The sequence below is a fragment of the Methylocaldum sp. MU1018 genome, from assembly GCF_053646775.1.
The window spans coordinates 3,445,508-3,464,191 of the sequence record NZ_CM132195.1 but is presented as its reverse complement, the minus strand read 5'-3'; the positions used below and the strand labels follow the sequence as shown (position 1 = coordinate 3,464,191).

Genomic DNA, 18,684 nt, shown 5'->3' with positions numbered 1-18,684 from the left:
TCCCGATGTTGTCGGGGGACGATGCCATACCGCTCGGTCTGTGCGGCGCTCCACAGGAGCGTCTCGACGCTATCGCGACGAAACTGGGCGAGAAATGCGGGTTAACGACCCAGCGGCGGCCCTATCGATCACAGATCGAAGGTGTACGGAAGGTTGATGCCCAACGCCAAGTTGCGTGAGTCTCCGTTGAGGCCGAAACGTACCGTCGGCTCGATATAGAAATTATCCGTAAGCAAGGACGTCATGCCCAATTGAAGGCTATAACGCTGGGTGGGCGGCAGGCCGAAACGGCCGTCGACCACGGTGCGGGTACCGAAATCGCCGATAAATCGCGTGCTCAAGGTAAGGGTTTCGTTGAGGGCGTAGGCGATCCCGAACGTGGCGATGAATCGGTCCTCGGCGAATCCGAAGCCCAGCACGTCTTTTTCGTCGTCGATGAAGTTATGGAGATATTCCAGATTGGCGAACAGGATGGCGGGATCATAGCTTTTGGTGAGGGCAATGCTGCCGCCGACGCTATAAGGCCAGTCGTCGGTGGGGAAGGAACCGGAGGCGCTCAGGATGACACTCGGGTGCCCGAGTCCCTCGCGCGCCGCGCCCCAGCGGAGGCCGCTCGTGACGTTGCCCCATTTGGTGCCTGAGATATCGAGACTTTCGAGTATCCGGCTCGTTTCGATGTCGCTCTGCCGCCATGTCGTCGAGGTATGCTGCAGTGGGATCGCCGCGAACACCTGCAAGTCCTTCCACAAGCCGTAGCGTACCGTAAACCCGGATGTATAGCTGTCCACTTCCCTGTCGGTATTCCATGTGGAAAGGCCTCCCAGGTTGCCGTTGAGCATCGGTAAGTCGAGGTGATGATCCAGACGCTGATACTGAAGCCCGAGTTCCAAGGTCATTTGCCGTGGTTTCAGCAGCACGCCCTGATCGCGCAGAAAAACTTGCTCCGCCGTAGTCTCCTCGGGTTTTTGTCCCATGGTTTCCGGCTTTTCGTCCGTCGCCGGAGCGTTTGTCGAGGCTACGCCGCGTCCTTTGATGTGTTCCAGATCGGCGCTGGCCAAAAGCCGCACCTTTGGTTTGTCGCGAGCCTCTTGCGGCGGTATGAGGGGCCGGTCCTCGGAGCGCTCCGACAAAAGGGCCGCCGCCACCGGATCTTTTCCGGCAAGCCACGCCATCACGGCCGTGCGATGGAAGCGCCATTCGGACCCGATACGTCGGCCGGGGAGTTCGCTACGCGCGGCCATCTGCGATACTTCCTCGGGCTTGGCGCGCAACAACTGTGCCGCTTCATCCAGCGTCAGCACATCCTCCGCCGCTTGGCCACTAAATGCGAGAAGGCTCAACAGAGCGCACAACGGGCCGTTGATGCCGATCGTCAATGGGTTCTTCATCGTTTTATCTGATTGGGGGGAGATTCGATTCGACGGTGCCCGTGTTCAGCATCTGTCGGGCGGTCAGAACCTCGGGCTGAGCGATGCCGGGAACCTTGAGCTTCAAGGGATAGTCCGCAGGCCATTTGCCTTCCTTGGTCTCCGCAACGAAGATGACGCCTTTCCCGTTTCCGTCCAGCCACATGTCCAGGAATCGATAGGCCGGCATGCGAACGTTGCCGAGCGCCGGATCGGCGAGATAAACCCGGTCGCCTTTGACGCCCCGATAGACGGCGAAATGGGCATAGCCGCGGGGTTTGATGAAAACGATCGCCGGTCCGCCGAGCTTCGGCAGGTATTCCGGCGCCAATCGAAAACCCATGGCCTTGTGTCCCCGGCCTTTCACTACCGTTTGCAAGTCGGCGAGGGAAAAACCCTCCCGTTTCTTCAGCGCCTCGATATCTTTCGGCAAAGTTTTGAGAAGCTCCTGCATGATTTCCGCCTCGGTAACTTTATCGCCCACGCCGTAGCTCAAGAGCGTCGCCAATGCACCGGCACCGCAGGAATAATCGTAACCTTGCTTGACTACGTTCTCGTCTCTGAACGCTTTTATCGATTTGATGGGGAAATGAATCCGGGTATCGCCGCCGATGTTCAGCGTGGTTGCCGGAGACTTGGCACAGCCGACGAGCAACAGGGGCAAGATGAAAATGCTCGCCCGTCTTAAAAGAAGCGGCATGAAAATAGCCGTGTATCGCCCTTGCCCGCTCACGGAAGCAGCCTTCTCCAAGTGTTGGCGGAGCCGCGGTTTCGCCTCGTTAACGAAAGCCTAGAGCCAACATGTCGCCGTATTTTTTCGATCCTGAACGGATAGGCCGGATATCCGCTCCGCGCTTGGGTGAATGAGTTTCGGCTGAACGAAAATATAGCAGCCCGTGCGTCTTACGCCGGCGGTCGACAACAAAGACGGGCGCAAATGCGCCCGTCCATGCGCGGCTTCCGGAAACCGCTTACTGGGTGATGCCGATCGACAAACCGAGAGAGTTGCTCAGCCCCAGGCTCAGTTCGCCGAGGCCGACCAGACCCAGTACGTTCAGGTCTTTCGTCACCAGGGCCAGGGCCAGCGTATCTTCTAGTCCAACATTGACGCTCGGAAGGATGCCGCCGAGCAAATCGTCGACCAATCCTTTGCCTTCTACCGATTGCATCTCGGCGACGCTCATGGCATCGGCCGGAATGCCGTTCAAAGTCGAGAAATCTTCCGCACCCGCGCTAAAAGCCAAGGTTGATAGAACAACACCCGCAATTAAAGATTTCATGGTAACTCCGTCTATGAATGGTTAATCGTATCGATTTGTCCAAATGAACCTCTCGAGTCGAAACGTGGGTATCGGCTTTCGAGATTCGCAGAGGAATCTAGCCATGCGGTCTATCGAGAACAATCTGGAAATGTCGGAATTGCGACAACTGTCACGCTTATTCGTCGCCATGCCACTCGGGATCGCGATGCATGGAAGGCTCAAGATTAAGGACCCGATCGCTTAGAGCCTCTCTCGGTAGGCCGTTCGCCCTGAGCCTGTCGAAGGGGGCTTGGGACCAATCGGGATAGGCTCTTAGTTCCAAACCGCTCTGCCGCAACGCTGCTTGGCCCGGTACATCTCCGTGTCGGCATCCTTGAGAATCTGGTCGGGATCTTCGTCGGTACCCAGAAACAATTTGATGCCGATGCTCGCCGAGCATTGATGGCGGATGTCGCCCAGGGCGTACTCTTGGCCCAGCATGTCGCGGAGGGTATCGGCAAGAGCCGCGGCATAATCCCGCGCTTGCTCCGCTTCGGGGCCAAGTCCTTCCAGCATCACCACGAATTCGTCGCCGCCGAACCGGGCGACGGTGTCGCTTTCCCTGACCGCGCCTTGCAAGCGGTGGGCGACATCCATCAGGAGCTGATCGCCGATATCGTGGCCGTGGGTGTCGTTCAGCTCCTTGAAGTTGTTCAGGTCGAGAAACATGACGGCGACATGGGATCTTTGGCGGGCGCTGTTGAGTTGCGCCTGATGAAGGCGGTCCAGAAACAGGCGTCGGTTGGGCAATCGCGTCAGGGCATCATAGAAGGCGAAGTGGCGCAGCTCTTCTTCGAGGCGTCTGCGCTCGACGATTTCCGCGACCAGCCGGGCGTGGCTTCGTTCGAGTTCGGTCGTGCGCTCCCGCAATTGTTCCGAGAGCCGTTCGCGCCGGGCGGCGAGCAGCAGCGCTTGATGAAAGGATCCTCCCAGCAGAATGCCGACCAGCCAGAAGCCGGTGCGCAGCCAGCCGAAGCGATTGCCGTGGCCCCAGCCTTCGAGAGGCCGCGCCGCCAGCTCCCAGGTTCCGCCCGGCATGGTGACTTGCGTGATGACGGCATCGGCGGCGAAGAGCGCGCCATCGCCCAGGAACGCCTCGCCTTCCGCACCGGCGCCGTCCCTGCCGCGCAAGGCGAGCTGCAATCCCCGCGCGGCGGGAGCGATGCCCGCGCCGGCATACAGGCTTTCGGCATCGATCACCATGCTGAGCAGGCCCCAATAGTCCTGCTGAACGCCGAGGAACACCGGAATCCGATAGATCAGGCCGAATCCGCCCTGCTTCAGTTGCCTCGGACCTGCGAGGCGCGGCTTGCGTTCGCGGATGGTTCGCTCGACCGCCGGCCATTGCTCCTTCAGGTCCGGGTAGTAGAGTCCGAGTGCCTTTTCGTTGCCCTCGAGCGGATAGATGTAGGTCAGACGGTTGCCGGGCGCGAGCCCGATGTTGCGGATATGCCGCCCGTGCTCGTGGAGCGTTTTCAGCATCGGTTCGATGACGTCCGGTTCGAGAGTCGAGCGTGCGACGACATAGGCGATCATGCCCTGCGTCAGATGCAGCGTGGCGTTAAGCTCGCTTTCCAGCGACGCCCTGAGTTGGCCGACTTCGCTGATGACTTGGCTGCGCTGCTCGCGGTCGGCGTTTTCTCGCTCCAGCCGCACCATGTATTCCCCGAGACTGCCGACGCCCAGCATTACGCTGAGCGCCAGCGCGCGGGACAGCATCATTCGTTTGCGCCGACGCGCGGAAACGGGGCTCGACCGGGCGATAGAGGCGGAATTCAGGGATATCACGGGACAGCGTTCTATGGCTGGCGGGTAAATGCTTATAAGTGTAGGTATTTTTTGAAATGCCGAAAACACGGCGGGACAAGGGTGGAGGCGCCGTAATCTCGATCTGTTTTCCGGGAATTCATCGAAAAAAGCTTGTCGGCAAATGCCCGAGCATCCTGGCTGCCGAGCTCCGCGGCGTTTCCCTATCGCCGAGCCGTGCTCGACGGCGCCAGGCGCGGCCCGATGTTGATCAGGGTGACGTTCCGGCCGAGGAGATGGACACGTCCGCGGCGGCGATTGTCGCCGGTATCGCTGTACTCGAATTCATAAATGCGCTGTGCCGATAGCCTGCCGTTCTCGTTTCGCCTGGGCTTCAGGCTGACGAGGGCGATCGTCTCGTCCAGCAGTTGCAAACCTTCCGCCTCGCACGCGAGCCGCACGGCCTCGATGCCGGTCTCGCGCGCTTTGGCGCTGTCGAACCATAGCCAGACCAGCCCGCCCAGCACGCTGAAAACGACGATTTCCAAGGTGGTCATACGAATCGGGATTGAGCGTATCGGTGCAGTGTTCTCGGAACGAATCGGTCCCTCAGTATACCGTCATGCCCGTGCGATCGGCCATGCGCCGGACCGGAAGCGGCTCGAATGGAAATCGAGGGTTGTGCCGGGGCCGTTCCGGCCTCAAGCCTGTCTCAATTCTGAACTCTTCTTCAACCAGGCGCGCGCACGGAAAGCCAGCGTGAGCAACAAAACCCCGGTGGCGATGGCGTAGATGCCGATCAGCCAGACCAGGGCCAGTGCTCCCGCCCCCGGGAACAGGAAAACCAGGACGCCGAACAGAATGGAGACGAGCCCCGCCAGGATTAGCAGCCACTCGCCTGCGATGGCCTTGCGCAGCCGGATGGCGGCGGCGATGTCGAGAATGCCCGTCGCCAGCGCGTTCGCGCCCATGATCAGCACGAGCACCAGCGCGGTCAGCGCCGGATGGATGACGGCGATCGCCCCTGCGCCGAGGCTGACCAGGCCCAGCAGCAGAATCAGCCATCGATTTTCGTCGCCCGCCGGGTTTTTCCAGGCGGCGGCGACCGCCGAGGCGCCGCCGACGAAGGCATAGGCCGCAAACAGGACGACCAGCCACAACAGCGTAAGGCCGGGCCATAGCATGGCGAGAATGCCGAAGAGGACGGCAATGGCCCCGCGTACGGCGAGCATCCACCAAGCTCGTTCGAGTAATTCCTTCATGGCGTTCCCTCGCTCGGAATGCCGGTTGCAACGATCTCCCGGACAGCCGCGGATGCCTGCGATCCGGCATCCGCGGCCGGGATGCCTTTTGAATCTCTCGCGGCCGGCTACGAGCCGTACCGGAACTCGGGCACCTGTTTCAGCGAATCCTTGGTGGCTCCCGGCAGAACGATCTTGGGAGAGACCTGGCTGAATTGCTGCACGGGTATGGCGACGCGATGCGCTCCCATGCCCAGGAACCCGCCGACGTCCACGACGGCGACCGACAACGATCCGTCCGGGGCGACGATGAAATCGTCGATTCTGCCGATCTTCTGGTTCTGGTCGTTGTAGACGTGCTGGTGGATCAGCTTCGAGACCCGCCAACCCTTGGCGACGATTTCGGTCTGAGCGACCTCGACGCCGAGGGTCGTTCTGCCCGCGATCGGAGCTTCCTCCCGAGGCTGCGCGGCGACTCCGCCGCTCAGGGCCAAGCTGCAAAGCGCGGATAGGATGAGCGTTTTCACGAGGTTGAATTCCATAACTTCACTCCCGATAGTTAGGATGGCCGAAGCCGTTCGGCGGATCGTTGGTTCCGTTCCGCGCGAAATTCCGATGACGCCGGGGATTTGAACTCCGGGTTTCGGTTGGCGGGCGCGGCGAAGCGCCGGAAATCACGGATCCGGCCGTCTTCGCCTCGACCAGACTTCCATGCCATTCGATCTCCCCGGCCGTTCAGCCCACAATATATTTGGGTCCCTAGCCTCCAGGGAAGTTCACGGCGTCGGCCGAATTCGCCCGGCGGCCGGGATTAGCCGAACTCTACCGCGCCATGATCGTCGCAATGGCCGTCATGAGGGTGGTGCAAATGCCCATTCACCAGATAATCGACATGGTCGCCGTGCGGAACCGCGTCGTGCCCGCATCCGGGGCCGTGGACATGGCCGCGGTCGTGCCCGGCGCAGTCGTGCCCGCCGGTGCAGGCGTCGGGATTGGCGGCGCAAACCGGGAGAACGTGCTCATCGATATGGCCTTCGTGCGGATGATGCAGGTGTCCGTCGTGCAGATAGTCGAAGTGGTTTTCGTGCCGGATCGTCCGATGTCCGCAATTTAGGCCGTGTTCATGAGGATGGTCGTCGTGGATGTTGCAAGTCGTCATGGCTATTCTCCGCTATCGGGGGCAGTGCAAGCGTCGGGCCGGGACGAAGCCGGACACCGCGCCGAAAAAGACCGAATCGCCTCCAGCGATCTCGCTCCGACGCCCAGATCCCGCCACTTCGCCGGATGGCAGGTGAATAGCAGAATCTGATGCCGCGTCGCGGCGTCGAACAACACCCGCTTCATTTGCGCCAGCCGTTCCTCGTCGCTGTGGACGAGGGCGTCGTCGAGGATGATCAGGGTGGGGCGGCCGGCTTCCCGCAAGAGTCCCGCATAGGCGAGCCGGCTGATGATGCCCATTTGTTCGCGCGCGCCGAAGCTCAAATCTTCGACGTCGCCCAGCTCGGTTCCGTTCGATCCGGTGCGCGTCAGCGGGCCGGGCGAGAGGTTTTCGTCGATGCCCAGGTAGGCGCCGGGGAACAGGAGCTGAAGATAGCGGTTCAGGTGTTTTTGCAGCGGGGCCTGAAGTCTTCGGGTCAAGGCGCGGCGCTTGTCGCGCAGCAGTTTCAGCAGGTAATCCAGCGCGTCGGCCCGACGCCGCAGTTCATCGACTCGGCGCCCGGCCTGGGCCAGGTCGCGCGCCAGTTCCGAACGACGCTCTTCCAGCCCTTGGGCGCCGGCCGTCTGAAGCTCGACCTGCAATGTCATCAACTGGTCGCGGCGCTCGTTGAAGCGCTTTTCGATCTGCTCGGCGCTCAGGCGGAAGCGCTCGACGTCCTGTTCCAGAATATCGGGCCGCGCTTCGGCCAGTTGCAGGGCCAGCGTTTCGATGCGGGCGGCCAGAGTGGACTGCTCGGCGCGCGTATCGGTCAGGTCCCGGTTCGTCGCCGCCACGCGCGCGGCCCGGTCCGGTGCGTCCAGCAGCGCGCGCGCAGCCGAGAGTTCCCGCGTCGCGGTTTCGAACGCGGTCTGTTCTTTGCCGGCGGCGAGTTGAGCCTGGTGCAGGCTGTCGCTGATATGTCCGAGCGATTGCCGGGCGACTTCCTCGGCGGCTTCCGCCTCGGCGACGGAGGGGCGTTCCGCCGCGCGCTCGGTTTCGGGCGGCAACTGGCGCAGGGCTTGCTCGATTTCGCCGGCACGCGCTTGCTGCGCGGCCCATTCGGCGCGCAGCGGCTCGATGCCTTGCGGAGCGAGCGCTTTCAGCGTCGCCTCGGCCGTCGTGATTTCGGCGAGTCGCTGGGTGTGAGTCTGATGGCGGGCTTCGGCGGCTTCCAGCGACGTAAGACCCAGACGCTGCAGCAGGGCTTCGTGCCGATCGGCGAGTTCTTTCTCCCGGGCGCGAAGCTGGGACAGATCCGAGCCGCCCGGCGCGATCTCGAGTCGGCCGAGCCCCGGCAGCGCGAGGGCGGTCGCTTCGAGCAGCAGCCTCTCGCCCGAGCCGGCGACCGACTCGGCGCCGATCCGGATATTTTGGCCCTCTTCGAGCGTGAAGCGCAGCCGGGTCGCAGCCGTGTCGAGCCGGATTTGCGTTTCGCGGATTTGCCGATGCTGCTCGCGCAGCAGTTCCAGGTCTTTGAGCGCGATTTCGGAAGCGGCGGCCCGCTTTTTCAACTCCAGCACGGCGGCCTGTTCCGCCTCGGCTTTGGCGATCGCGGCGGCGGCGTTTTCCGCCTTGAGCCGAATCGACTCGAGTTCGCGCGTCAGGCTGCGGCGCGTGTCTTCCAGGCGGGTCAGGCGCAATGTCTCGCGCGCGGCTTCGTGGCGCCGTTCCGCTTCCGCGCGCTTCGACTGCCATTCTGCGACGAGCGCCGTCGCCGCCTCCAGCTTTTGGCGGATGGATTCCAGTTCCGCGCCGCGCGTTTCGACCTCTTTCTCCTGGCTCGCGAAAGTGTCCAGTCGACCGCGCAGCAATTCGATCTTGTCTTCGATCTGGGCGGCGCGCCGTTTTTCGGCCGCGAGGGTTTCTTCGATGCGCCGGACGGCTTCCAGCTTGGCCGCCGCGGCCCGTTCCCGTTCGCGGAAGCCTAGCCACGGCTTTTCGGCCTCGTCGTCGGCGTGTTCGCGGCGCAGGGCGGCGAGCGTATCGACCTTCTGGCGATACGCGGCGATTTCCGCATCGAGTTCCCGGATGGCCTTCGCGAGCGTGGCCGCTTGATCGATCGCTTCGGCATAAGAGCCCCGCGGTCTGCCGGTCGCCGAAGTCAGCAGCTCGTTGCGCGCGGCTTCGACCGTGGCCAGCACCGCCTCGCCGCCGCTGCCGGCCACTTCGCCCAGCGACTCGTTCAGCGCGGTGCGCAGGTGGTCGGTGGCGTGCGTCACCGAATCCCGGATGTCGTGTCCGGCTCCCTGCCGGATCCACAACAGACCCGGAATGCCCCAGTGCTCGGCGCCGCTGGCGCCCCGGCCGGCATAGCGAAAGCCCAGGAGTTCGGCGAGATGGTCTTCGGCCTCGCTGCTGTCCAGCCGCTGTGTGCCGATGTGCAGTTCGCAGCGCTTCTTGCCGAGAAAACTCTTGGTGAGCTTGTACTGTTTATCGCCGATCGCGAATTCCAGTTCGACGGTCGGGGAGGCCGACGGATCGCCCCAGGGACGCAGGTCGTCGACGCTGCCGGAGCGATGCCGCTCGAAGAACGCGGCGCGAATGGCCGCGACGACGGTGCTCTTGCCGGCTTCGTTGGGGCCGGTGAACAGGTTGAGGCCGGGTTCGAGATTCTCGATCTCGATCGGCTGCCGGAACCGTTTGAACTGTTCGATGCGGATGCGGGAAAGTCTCACGGCGAACCTCCGGCATTCGCGCCTTGCGTATCGAGAATGCCCGCCAAGAGGGCCAGGGCTTCCCGGGCGACTTCCGCGCCGGCTCCGTCCTGGCTGGCGCGAAGTTCGGCGATGACTTCGCCCAGATAGCCGTCGGCTTTCAGCGCGTCGATGTCGTCCGCGGTGGGTTCGAGACGTAACGCGGACAGGTCGGCCAGGAGGCTCCGGGCTTTGCCGCGGGCTTGCTCGACGGCCGCACGAAGCCGCCGATAGCCGCCGAGATCGGTTTGTCCGGACAGTTCGAGCTGCACGACGTCGGCCGGTCCGAAAGTGGAAATTTTCTGCAAGGCCGGCTCGACGTCGCTGGGCACCCGGAGCGCCAGCGTCTCCGAATGCCAGCGGTATTGCCCCGTCGCGAGCGGCGTCACCGTCGGCGGAACGCCCGGCTCCGGCAGTTCGACGAGGAGCGCCCGGCCGGATTCGTTGGATCTGAATCGATCGGTTTCCGGCGTGCCGCTGTACCAGGTGCGCGCATCGATCTGCTTCATGCCGTGCCAGTCGCCGAGCGCCAGGTAGTCGAGGCGGGCCTGCCCGGCGCGTCCGGCGGCGATCGGGTTGGGCGAATCGATGTCTTCCGCCAGGATGCCCTGAACGCTGCCGTGCGCCAGTCCGATCCGCCGCATTCCGGCGGGTGTCTCGGCCGCGGCGAACCATTCGGTGAGGTCGGCATGGGTATGGCGCTGGGTCAGCGGCGCGGGCAGCACGGCGACGCCGAGCGCTTCGAGCAGCACCGGTTCCGGCCGCAGACAGACGGTCACGCTGCCGGGAACGGCCCCCAGGCGGTCCGCGCGGGTCCAGACGGATTCGGCGAGCGCGGCGTCGTGGTTCCCTGGAAGCAGGATCCATGGCCCTTCGAACCCCGCCATCAAATGGAACAGGCGGTGGATGGTCTTGTCGGCGACGCCCTGCGCATCGAAAACGTCGCCGGCGACCAGCACGAGGTCGGCCCGGCGCTCGGTGGCGAGGCGCGCGAGCCGCTCGACGGCCTGGAATCGGGCCTCGGCGAGAAGCGCGGCCTCGTCGGGCTCGAACTGGCCGAACAGCTTGCCGATCTGCCAGTCGGCGGTGTGCAGCAGCTTGATCAAGATGTGCCCCGGTCGTGAACGATTCGTATCGGCGGAGAAACGCATTTCAACGGTCGGTAACGGTCAATATACATCTTGCAAATGCGGCTTGAAGAAAGTTTTCAGGGGTCGTGCGGATCGCGAGAAAGCCCGGCTTTTGACCGGGCTTTCGGGGCGGAAGCCGGGCGGGATGAACCGATCAGTGCGCCTTTATCAGTTCCTGATCCTGATAAATGACCCTGGGCTCGAAATAAGCCGCGGGATAGTCGGGGTCGGCTTTGGTCGCGGCCTGATCGGGCTGCGCGAGCTGGGCGTCCCGGTAGATCACGACCGGCTCGTAATGATAGGCGGGATAGTTTTGATCGTCGTCGGCCCGGGCGATCGACGCCGATCCGAGGCAAAGGCCGATGCTCCCCAAGATCAGAATGGCGAATTTTTTCATGTTCGACTCCTCTTATTAGGATTTCGTCTGTGTTCCGGCGGCACATGCTTGCCGGTCCAATGATATCCGATCGTATCGCGGCCGGAAAACGCCCGGTGTGCGATCGGCTCGGGAAGCTTGACCGCAAGGGGCCGCGATGGTTTGCTTTCGGGCACATCTATCCATGCCTGCGGTTGAGGAACGCCATGAAGAAATTCATCAATTCTGTCGAGAGTCTGCTGGACGAGAGCGAGCGCGGCTTTGCGCTGGCCCATGCCGACATCGTCCGCTTCAATCCGGACCCCCGCTACATGGCCCGCACCGCCCCGCGCGCGCCGGGCAAGGTGGCGCTGATTTCCGGCGGTGGCTCCGGGCACGAGCCCCTGCACACCGGTTTCGTCGGTCTCGGGATGCTGGATGCCGCCTGTCCGGGGCAGGTGTTCACCTCGCCCACGCCCGATCAAATGCTGGCCGCAGCACAGGCGACCGAAAACGGCGGCGGCGTGTTGTTCATCGTCAAGAATTACGCCGGCGATGTCATGAATTTCGAGATCGCGGCGGAAATGCTCGAGTGCCCCCACGAGACCGTACTTGTGCACGACGACGTGTCCATTCCCGAACACCAGGGCATGGGGCGGCGCGGCGTGGCGGGGACGACCGTCGTCGAAAAGGTCGTCGGCGCGGCGGCGGAAACCGGAATGGATCTCGCCAATTGCAAGGCGCTGGGCGAGCGGGTGGTGCGGGCGACGGCCTCGATGGGCGTGGCGCTGACCAGTTGCACCGTTCCGGCCCTGGGCAAGCCCACCTTCGAGATCGCCGACAACGAAATGGAAATGGGCGTGGGCATTCATGGCGAAAAGGGGCGGGAGCGCATGGCCTTGGCCGGCGCTTCAGAAATCGTCGAGCACCTGACGCACGCCATCGACGGCGAGCTGAAACCCGCCAGAGGCCAGCCGGCCTTGCTGCACGTCAACGGCTTCGGCGCGACGCCGCTGATGGAGCTTTATCTGGTCTACGATCTGGCTCGCCAATTCTGGGATCGGCGCGGAGTGAACGTCGTCCGTTCGCTGGTCGGCAATTTCACCACATCGCTGGATATGGCGGGTTGCTCCGTCACCCTGACTCTGCTGGATGACGAGATGATCCGGCTGTGGGACGCGCCGGTGCACACGGCGGCGTTGCGGTGGGGGTGTTAGGCCGACGGCGAATTCTTCGCCACGGCGCCGGCGATCGCCCCGATCATCAACTGGCTGGTCCTCGCCCCCGCATCGATATGGCCGCGGGCGCGTTCGCCCAGGAACGAGGCCCGTCCCTTGGTGGCGATCATGTCGCGGGTGGATTCGCAGCCTTCCGCGGCTACGCGGTTGATGGCCTCCACGGCCTGCGGCACGCCCCAGGATTCCCGTACCGCCTGTTGCAAGGCGTTCGCCACCGGGATCAAGACGTCGAGCATGGTTTTTTCGCCCAGATCGGCCTTGCCCCGCTGTTTCATCGCCTCGACGCCCTGGCCGAAGGCTTCGGCCAGGTTCGGCAGGTTCATGTCCTTGTCCCGCATGGCCTTGCTCATAGCCAGGAAGAACGTGCCGTAGAGCGAACCGGAAGCCCCGCCCACGCTGCTCATGAGACTCATGCCGATTTTCTGGAAGGCGGCGGCCCAGTCCATCCGTCCGAGTTCTTCCGCCAAGGCGGCCAGTGCGGCGAGGCCGCGCTGGAGATTGACGACATGATCGCCGTCGCCGATCGCCTGGTCGAGCGCGGCGACTTCCTCGGCGTGTTCGCGAATGACGGCATCGGCAGCCCGGATATAGGTCCTGATTGGGTTGGTGCTTGCTGACATGGGATTGCTCTTCGGGTTGTGTGGAGTTACGGATAAGCGGCCAAGTCTCGACGAGCCGGCGATCAAAGGGTAATTTAGGCGCGCTTCGATCGGCAATCCTTAATCGAGAATCGATCTTATGACACTCAACGACATTCGCGCCTTGATTATCGATATGGATGGCGTGCTCTGGGAGGGTGATCGCCCGATGCCCGGATTGGTGGAATTTTTCGAGAGCTTGCGCACACGCGGAATTCGGTTTGTTTTGGCAACCAACAATGCCAGCAATACGCCGGAACAATATGTCGCCAAGCTTGCCCGCATGGGCGTCGGCGTCGATCGCGAGCAGGTGATCGGTTCCGGCCTCGCCGCCGCGCTGTATCTCAAGCAGCATGCCCCGACCGGGTCCAAGGTGTTCCCCATCGGGGAAGACGGTGTCTGCCAGGCTTTGCTCGAAAACGGCTTTCGCTTGGCGGAACTCTATGAAAAGGATGCCGATTACGTGGTCTGCGGCCTGGATCGAACGCTGTCCTGGGACAAGCTAGCCACCGCTACCCTGAACCTCCGCGCCGGGGCGAAATTCATCGGCACCAATCCCGACACCTCGCTGCCGACCGAGCACGGCATGACCCACGGCAACGGCGCCGTTCTGGCCGCCTTGCAGGCCGCCACGGGCATAGAGCCCACCATCATCGGCAAGCCCGAGCCGATCATGTATCGGCTGGCGATGGAGCGCTTGCAGGTGCCGCCGGAACAAACCGTCGCCCTGGGCGATCGCCTGGACACCGATATCCTGGGCGCCGTGCGGGCGGGAATCCGGAGCATCCTGGTACTTTCGGGCATTTCCACGCGGGAGCATTTGACCGATCTCGATTATGCGCCGACCTGGGTGATGGAAGACATTCGCGCAGTCATCGAGGCGATTCGATAAAAATCCGATCGGCTGAGGCCGATAGACCAACTTTTGAGGAAAACGGCATGTCCCTGTTTTTGGATTCGGCCTTTCCCGCCGATGCGCGGCAGGCGATGACGCTCGGCTTCGTCGCCGGAATCACGACCAATCCGGTCCTGATGGCGAAAGTCGACCGCAAGCCGGAAGACGTGATCGCCGAATTGGCCGACATTTGTCCCGGCCCGGTCTTTTATCAACTGACCGCACCGAGCGTGTCCGAGCGGGAAGCGGAAGCGCGACGTTTCTTGGCCCTGCGCCCCAACGTCGCGCTGAAGATCGGAATGACCGCCGAGAATCTGGCGTTGGCCGCCAAGTTTGCCGGAGAAGGCGTCAAGGTCGGCATGACCGCCAGCTACAGCGCGGCGCAGGCCTATTTGACCTGCGAGGCGGGCGTGGCCTACTCGATCGCTTACGTCAACCGCAGCACGCGCTTGCAAGGTGACGGTACGGCGCTGGTTTCGGAGATGCGGGCGGTGGTCGATGCCTGCGACACGACGACCACGATCCTGGTCGCGAGTCTCAAATCCGCGAGCGAAGTGGTGCAGGCCGTCATCGCGGGAGCCCATCACGTCACCATTCCTTGGCCCCTGCTGCTCGAACTGGGCGATCATCCCTTGTCCGATCAGGCCATCGAGGAATTCGGACGCGTGGTTCGCAACGGTTGACTTTCCAGTTTTCCAGACAAAAAGGCACGGAGCCTGTGTCGGATAGAGCGGCTCATTAGGGAAGCTCTGAATAAGCCCTCTCCCTCTGGGAGAGGGTTGGGTGAGGACCTGTTGGATCAATCGGTTGCACAGGCCGCTTCTCCGAATTGGAGACTTGATCAGAGCTTCCTTAGAGCGGATTCCATTCGGAGGTAAGGATGGTTTTAGAGCATTTTCGAACTCGGCGTACGGTGTTTTTGTATGGTCTCGATATGGTGCGCCCGAGCATCGCCGGCGGGGCGAGACCCGCTTCAAACTCGCTTGCCGCTGAAGGCGGCTTCCTTTTCGCCCGTAAAGCCGCAATGAAAACGCTCCCACGTTCTTCAGCGCGCTATTCCGGATGGTAAACCTCAATTACTCCGGGATGTGTTCTTGCCTTTCGAAGAGTCGGCCAGCGATCTCTCCAACCGCTTGCATGCCTTCAGCGCGACCTGACGCAGCGCATAGGTTCTGGCGAAAACGACCTTTCCGTTCGACCAGGCCACGACACGGTATCCGCCCAGGGTGCAGTACAACTCGATCGAGATGCCCGACTTGACCATGAAAATCAGCCCTCGATGCACCGCGAGGAAAGGCGATACCGGCAAGGGCGAACGGATCGAAGCGCGCGTTTTCGTACTGGTGCGGCTTCTGCGGGTACGCTTACGTCCTTGAAAACACCTCCGCCTGAATCCGCCGAATCTCGTCGCGCAGCCGCGCCGCTTCCTCGAATTCGAGTTCGCGGGCGTGGACGTACATCTTTTCTTCGAGCTGCTTGATCAGCTTGGCCGCTTCCGCCGGTTTCGCCGCGCGATAGTCGGCGCCTTTCTCGGCCACCTTGGCCAGCTTCTTTTTCCCGGAACCGGTTTGCAAGGCGCCCGGTATCGGGACTTCCAGGATGTCGGTCACGCGCTTCGAAATGCCGGTCGGCGTGAGCCCCGTCCGCCTGTTGTACTCGATCTGCTTGGTGCGGCGCCGCTCCGTTTCCTCGATCGCCCGCTGAATCGAGCCGGTGACCGTGTCGGCGTAAAGAATCGCCTTGCCGCGGAGGTTGCGGGCGGCGCGGCCGATGGTCTGAATGAGCGAAACGGTCGACCGCAGGAAGCCTTCCTTGTCGGCGTCGAGGATGGCGACCAGCGAGACTTCGGGGATGTCCAGACCTTCCCTCAGCAGGTTGATGCCCACCAGCACGTCGAACTTGCCGAGCCGGAGGTCGCGGATGATCTCGACGCGCTCCACGGTTTCGACGTCGGAATGGAGGTAACGCACGGCGATGTCGTGCTCGAACAGATATTCGGTCAGGTCCTCCGCCATGCGCTTGGTCAGCGTTGTCACCAGCACGCGTTCGTTTCGGGCGATGCGTTCGCGGATTTCCGAAAGGAGGTCCTCCACCTGGCTCAGGGCCGGACGGATTTCCACCTCGGGGTCCACCAGCCCGGTCGGCCGCACCACCTGTTCGATGACGGCCCCGGAATGCTTGAGTTCGTAAGGTCCCGGCGTCGCCGAAATGTAGATGCGCTGCGGCGAGCGGGCCTCGAACTCCTCGAACTTGAGCGGCCGGTTGTCCAACGCGGAGGGCAGGCGGAAACCGTATTCCACCAGCGTCTCCTTGCGCGAGCGGTCGCCCCGGTACATGGCGCCGAGCTGCGGAATGGTGACGTGGCTTTCGTCGACCACCAGCAAGGCATCGGCCGGCAAATAATCGAATAGGGTGGGCGGAGCTTCGCCCGGCGCGCGGCCCGAGAGGTAACGGGAGTAATTCTCGATGCCCGAGCAATAGCCGACTTCCAGCATGATCTCGAGATCGAACAGCGTGCGTTGCTCCAGGCGCTGGGCTTCGACGAGCTTGTTCAAAGACCGCAGCTCCTCCAGCCGTACCTTGAGATCGGCCTTGATCTGGTCCACGGCTTCCATGATTTTTTCTCGCGGCGTGACGTAATGGGTTTTGGGGTAGACGGTGTAGCGGGCGGTGCGCGAGATGATTTCGCCGGTCAGAGGATCGAATAGCGACAGCCGTTCGATCTCGTCGTCGAACAGTTCGATGCGCAAGGCCTCTTTTTCCGATTCCGCCGGGAACACGTCGATCACGTCGCCGCGCACCCGGTAGGTGGCGCGGCGCAGTTCCGTCTCGTTGCGGGTGTACTGCAATTCGGCCAGCCGGCGCAGGATCGTCCGCTGATCGATCATGTCCCCGCGCACCAGATGCAGCACCATACTGAAATAGGAAGCGGGTTCGCCCAGTCCGTAGATGGAGGACACGGTCGCTACGATGACCGTATCGCGCCGTTCGATCAGCGCCTTGGTGGCCGACAGGCGCATCTGCTCGATGTGCTCGTTGAGCGAGGCGTCCTTCTGGATGTAGGTGTCGGATGCCGGGACGTAAGCCTCGGGCTGATAGTAGTCGTAGTAGGAGACGAAATATTCCACCGAATTCTCGGGGAAAAATTCCTTCATTTCTCCGTAAAGCTGGGCGGCCAGCGTCTTGTTCGGCGCCAGGATCAGCGTCGGGCGCTGCACGGTCTGTATGACGTTGGCGACGGTGAAGGTTTTTCCGGAACCTGTGACGCCCAGAAGAGTCTGGTGTAGCAAGCCGTCGCCGAGACCTTCGACCAGTTGCCGGATCGCTTCCGGTTGATCGCCCGACGGATTGAACCGGCTATGAAGATTGAAACTTTTTCCCTTGGTGGGATTCAGGGGCGAGGTTTCATCGAGTATCATTTTTTGCGGCATTGAGCCTGACCCATTCGATCAATCTTTAACTCGACACAATGAACATCAAACTTTCCGACCGCGTACAGTCGATCAAACCTTCTCCTACCTTGGCCGTGACCGCACGAGCGGCCGCCATGCGCGCCGCCGGCAAAGACATCGTGGGCCTCGGCGCCGGCGAGCCGGATTTCGACACGCCCGAGCATATCAAACAGGCCGCCATCAAGGCCATCCAGGACGGTTTTACCAAATATACGGCGGTCGACGGCACGCCGGGCCTCAAGAAGGCGGTGGTCGCGAAGTTCAAGCGGGAAAACGGCTTCGATTACGACGTCAAGCAAGTGCTGGTGTCTTGCGGCGGCAAGCAGAGCTTCTACAACTTGGCGCAGGCCCTGCTCGATCCGGGCGATGAAGTCATCATTCCGGCGCCGTATTGGGTGTCCTATCCGGACATGGTGCTTCTCGCAGGCGCCGTCCCCGTCATTATCGACGCGCCGCAGTCGCAGAAGTTCAAAATCACGCCCGCTCAACTGAAAGCGGCGCTGACACCGAAAACCCGCTTGTTCGTCATCAACAGCCCGTCCAATCCGACCGGCATGGCGTACAGCGAAGCGGAACTCAAGGCCCTGGGCGAGGTGCTGAAAGAGCGTCCCGACGTGGTGGTCGCCACCGACGACATGTACGAGCACATCGTCTGGAAGGCCGGCAGCTTCCGCAACATCCTCAACGTCTGCCCGGAGCTGTACGACCGCACCGTGGTGTTGAACGGCGTATCCAAAGCCTATTCCATGACCGGCTGGCGCATCGGCTATGCGGCGGGGCCGGCCAAGCTGATCGAGGCGATGACCAACATCCAGTCGCAAAGCACCTCGAACCCGACCTCCATCTCCCAGGTTGCGGCCGAAATCGCTTTGAACGGCGATCAGTCCTTCATCGGCGAGATGGTCAAGGCGTTCAAGGAGCGGCACGATTACGTGGTGAGCGAACTGAACGGCATTCCCGGCGTATCCTGCCTGGAAACCGACGGAACCTTCTACGTGCTGCCCGACGTGCAGGGCGTGATCGCGCGGATGCCGGGGATTTCCGACGACTTGGGCCTATCGGAACACCTCATCGAGCACGGCGGCGTTGCCGTGGTTCCGGGCTCCGCATTCGGCGCTCCGGGGCATGTGCGCCTCTCGATTGCCACCAGCATGGCCAATCTCCAAAAAGCCGTGGAGCGATTGAAGATCGGCCTGGCTTAAACCTTCGATTTCGGGGCGCGGGGCCGGCGCGGATGCCGGTTCCGCGGCGCCGAGCCCGATTTTTCCGGATCCGCTCGGCGCAGCCTGCCCGGCCGAACCGTGTTAACATCGGCCCGGTGATGCGGAGCGCTTGGCATGACCGCTGCCACAGGGTTGTGATGCCCGCTCATCGGAATCTCGCCGCATTGA

At 62.6% G+C, this 18,684-nt stretch carries 18 protein-coding genes; 4 read left to right on the top strand and 14 right to left on the bottom strand.

Annotation, left to right across the window (positions count from 1 at the left end; genetic code table 11):
- Positions 1-128: 128 nt before the first annotated feature.
- The 11 genes from ACWJKU_RS15920 to ACWJKU_RS15870 all read right to left on the bottom strand — a co-directional run bounded on the left by ACWJKU_RS15920 (position 129) and on the right by ACWJKU_RS15870 (position 11,112).
- Positions 129-1,388: a helix-turn-helix domain-containing protein gene (locus ACWJKU_RS15920; protein ID WP_454143794.1), complete on the bottom strand. Its 1,260-nt coding sequence runs from the start codon at positions 1,386-1,388 to the stop codon at positions 129-131.
- Between the two features lie 4 nt (positions 1,389-1,392).
- Positions 1,393-2,106 (bottom strand): C39 family peptidase, encoded by a 714-nt coding sequence (locus ACWJKU_RS15915; protein ID WP_454143792.1) that lies wholly within the window; start codon positions 2,104-2,106, stop codon positions 1,393-1,395.
- Positions 2,107-2,377: 271 nt separating this feature from the next.
- A complete protein-coding gene (locus ACWJKU_RS15910; RefSeq protein ID WP_454143790.1) occupies positions 2,378-2,686 on the bottom strand; it encodes a hypothetical protein in 309 nt (102 codons plus the stop codon).
- A 294-nt stretch (positions 2,687-2,980) separates the two neighbouring features.
- Entirely contained in the window at positions 2,981-4,429 is a 1,449-nt protein-coding gene (locus ACWJKU_RS15905) for a diguanylate cyclase domain-containing protein (RefSeq protein WP_454143788.1), read from the bottom strand.
- A gap of 248 nt (positions 4,430-4,677) precedes the next feature.
- Positions 4,678-5,010, bottom strand: a complete 333-nt coding sequence (locus ACWJKU_RS15900) for a DUF3301 domain-containing protein (RefSeq protein ID WP_454143786.1) — start codon at positions 5,008-5,010, stop codon at positions 4,678-4,680.
- Positions 5,011-5,154: 144 nt separating this feature from the next.
- Complete coding sequence (locus ACWJKU_RS15895) at positions 5,155-5,715, bottom strand: HdeD family acid-resistance protein (RefSeq protein WP_454143784.1); 561 nt, start codon at positions 5,713-5,715, stop codon at positions 5,155-5,157.
- A gap of 107 nt (positions 5,716-5,822) precedes the next feature.
- Positions 5,823-6,236, bottom strand: a complete 414-nt coding sequence (locus ACWJKU_RS15890; RefSeq protein WP_454143782.1) for a PRC-barrel domain-containing protein — start codon at positions 6,234-6,236, stop codon at positions 5,823-5,825.
- A 269-nt stretch (positions 6,237-6,505) separates the two neighbouring features.
- Entirely contained in the window at positions 6,506-6,853 is a 348-nt protein-coding gene (locus tag ACWJKU_RS15885) for a hypothetical protein (protein ID WP_454143780.1), read from the bottom strand.
- A gap of 2 nt (positions 6,854-6,855) precedes the next feature.
- Positions 6,856-9,567, bottom strand: a complete 2,712-nt coding sequence (locus ACWJKU_RS15880) for an AAA family ATPase (RefSeq protein ID WP_454143778.1) — start codon at positions 9,565-9,567, stop codon at positions 6,856-6,858.
- The gene (locus ACWJKU_RS15875; RefSeq protein ID WP_454143776.1) at positions 9,564-10,691 is read right to left on the bottom strand and encodes a metallophosphoesterase family protein; all 1,128 of its coding nucleotides are present in this window, start codon (positions 10,689-10,691) and stop codon (positions 9,564-9,566) included. Before ACWJKU_RS15875 ends, ACWJKU_RS15880 begins: the two co-directional genes overlap by 4 nt.
- A gap of 178 nt (positions 10,692-10,869) precedes the next feature.
- Positions 10,870-11,112 (bottom strand): hypothetical protein, encoded by a 243-nt coding sequence (locus tag ACWJKU_RS15870; protein ID WP_454143774.1) that lies wholly within the window; start codon positions 11,110-11,112, stop codon positions 10,870-10,872.
- A 185-nt stretch (positions 11,113-11,297) separates the two neighbouring features.
- Here ACWJKU_RS15870 and dhaK point away from each other — a divergent pair, with 185 nt between their 5' ends.
- On the top strand, positions 11,298-12,287 hold the full coding sequence (gene dhaK / locus ACWJKU_RS15865; protein WP_454143338.1) for a dihydroxyacetone kinase subunit DhaK: 990 nt from the start codon (positions 11,298-11,300) through the stop codon (positions 12,285-12,287).
- Here dhaK and dhaL read toward each other — a convergent pair.
- Complete coding sequence (gene dhaL / locus ACWJKU_RS15860; RefSeq protein ID WP_454143772.1) at positions 12,284-12,928, bottom strand: dihydroxyacetone kinase subunit DhaL; 645 nt, start codon at positions 12,926-12,928, stop codon at positions 12,284-12,286. The genes dhaK and dhaL overlap by 4 nt on opposite strands.
- A 118-nt stretch (positions 12,929-13,046) precedes the next feature.
- On the opposite strand from dhaL, the gene ACWJKU_RS15855 reads away from it, so the two are divergent.
- Positions 13,047-13,838, top strand: a complete 792-nt coding sequence (locus ACWJKU_RS15855; RefSeq protein WP_454143770.1) for an HAD-IIA family hydrolase — start codon at positions 13,047-13,049, stop codon at positions 13,836-13,838.
- 47 nt (positions 13,839-13,885) lie between these two features.
- Positions 13,886-14,524 carry a transaldolase family protein gene (locus ACWJKU_RS15850; RefSeq protein WP_454143768.1) on the top strand — a complete coding sequence of 213 codons (639 nt, stop codon included), beginning with the start codon at positions 13,886-13,888 and terminating at the stop codon, positions 14,522-14,524.
- Positions 14,525-14,913: 389 nt separating this feature from the next.
- Here ACWJKU_RS15850 and ACWJKU_RS15845 read toward each other — a convergent pair whose 3' ends face one another.
- Positions 14,914-15,150, bottom strand: coding sequence for a hypothetical protein (locus ACWJKU_RS15845; protein ID WP_454143766.1), 237 nt, complete (start codon positions 15,148-15,150; stop codon positions 14,914-14,916).
- A 55-nt stretch (positions 15,151-15,205) separates the two neighbouring features.
- A complete protein-coding gene (gene uvrB, locus ACWJKU_RS15840; RefSeq protein ID WP_454148161.1) occupies positions 15,206-17,260 on the bottom strand; it encodes an excinuclease ABC subunit UvrB in 2,055 nt (684 codons plus the stop codon).
- Between the two features lie 50 nt (positions 17,261-17,310).
- Between uvrB and ACWJKU_RS15835 the strand changes: the two genes are divergently transcribed.
- A complete protein-coding gene (locus ACWJKU_RS15835; protein ID WP_454143764.1) occupies positions 17,311-18,495 on the top strand; it encodes a pyridoxal phosphate-dependent aminotransferase in 1,185 nt (394 codons plus the stop codon).
- Positions 18,496-18,684: the final 189 nt, after the last annotated feature.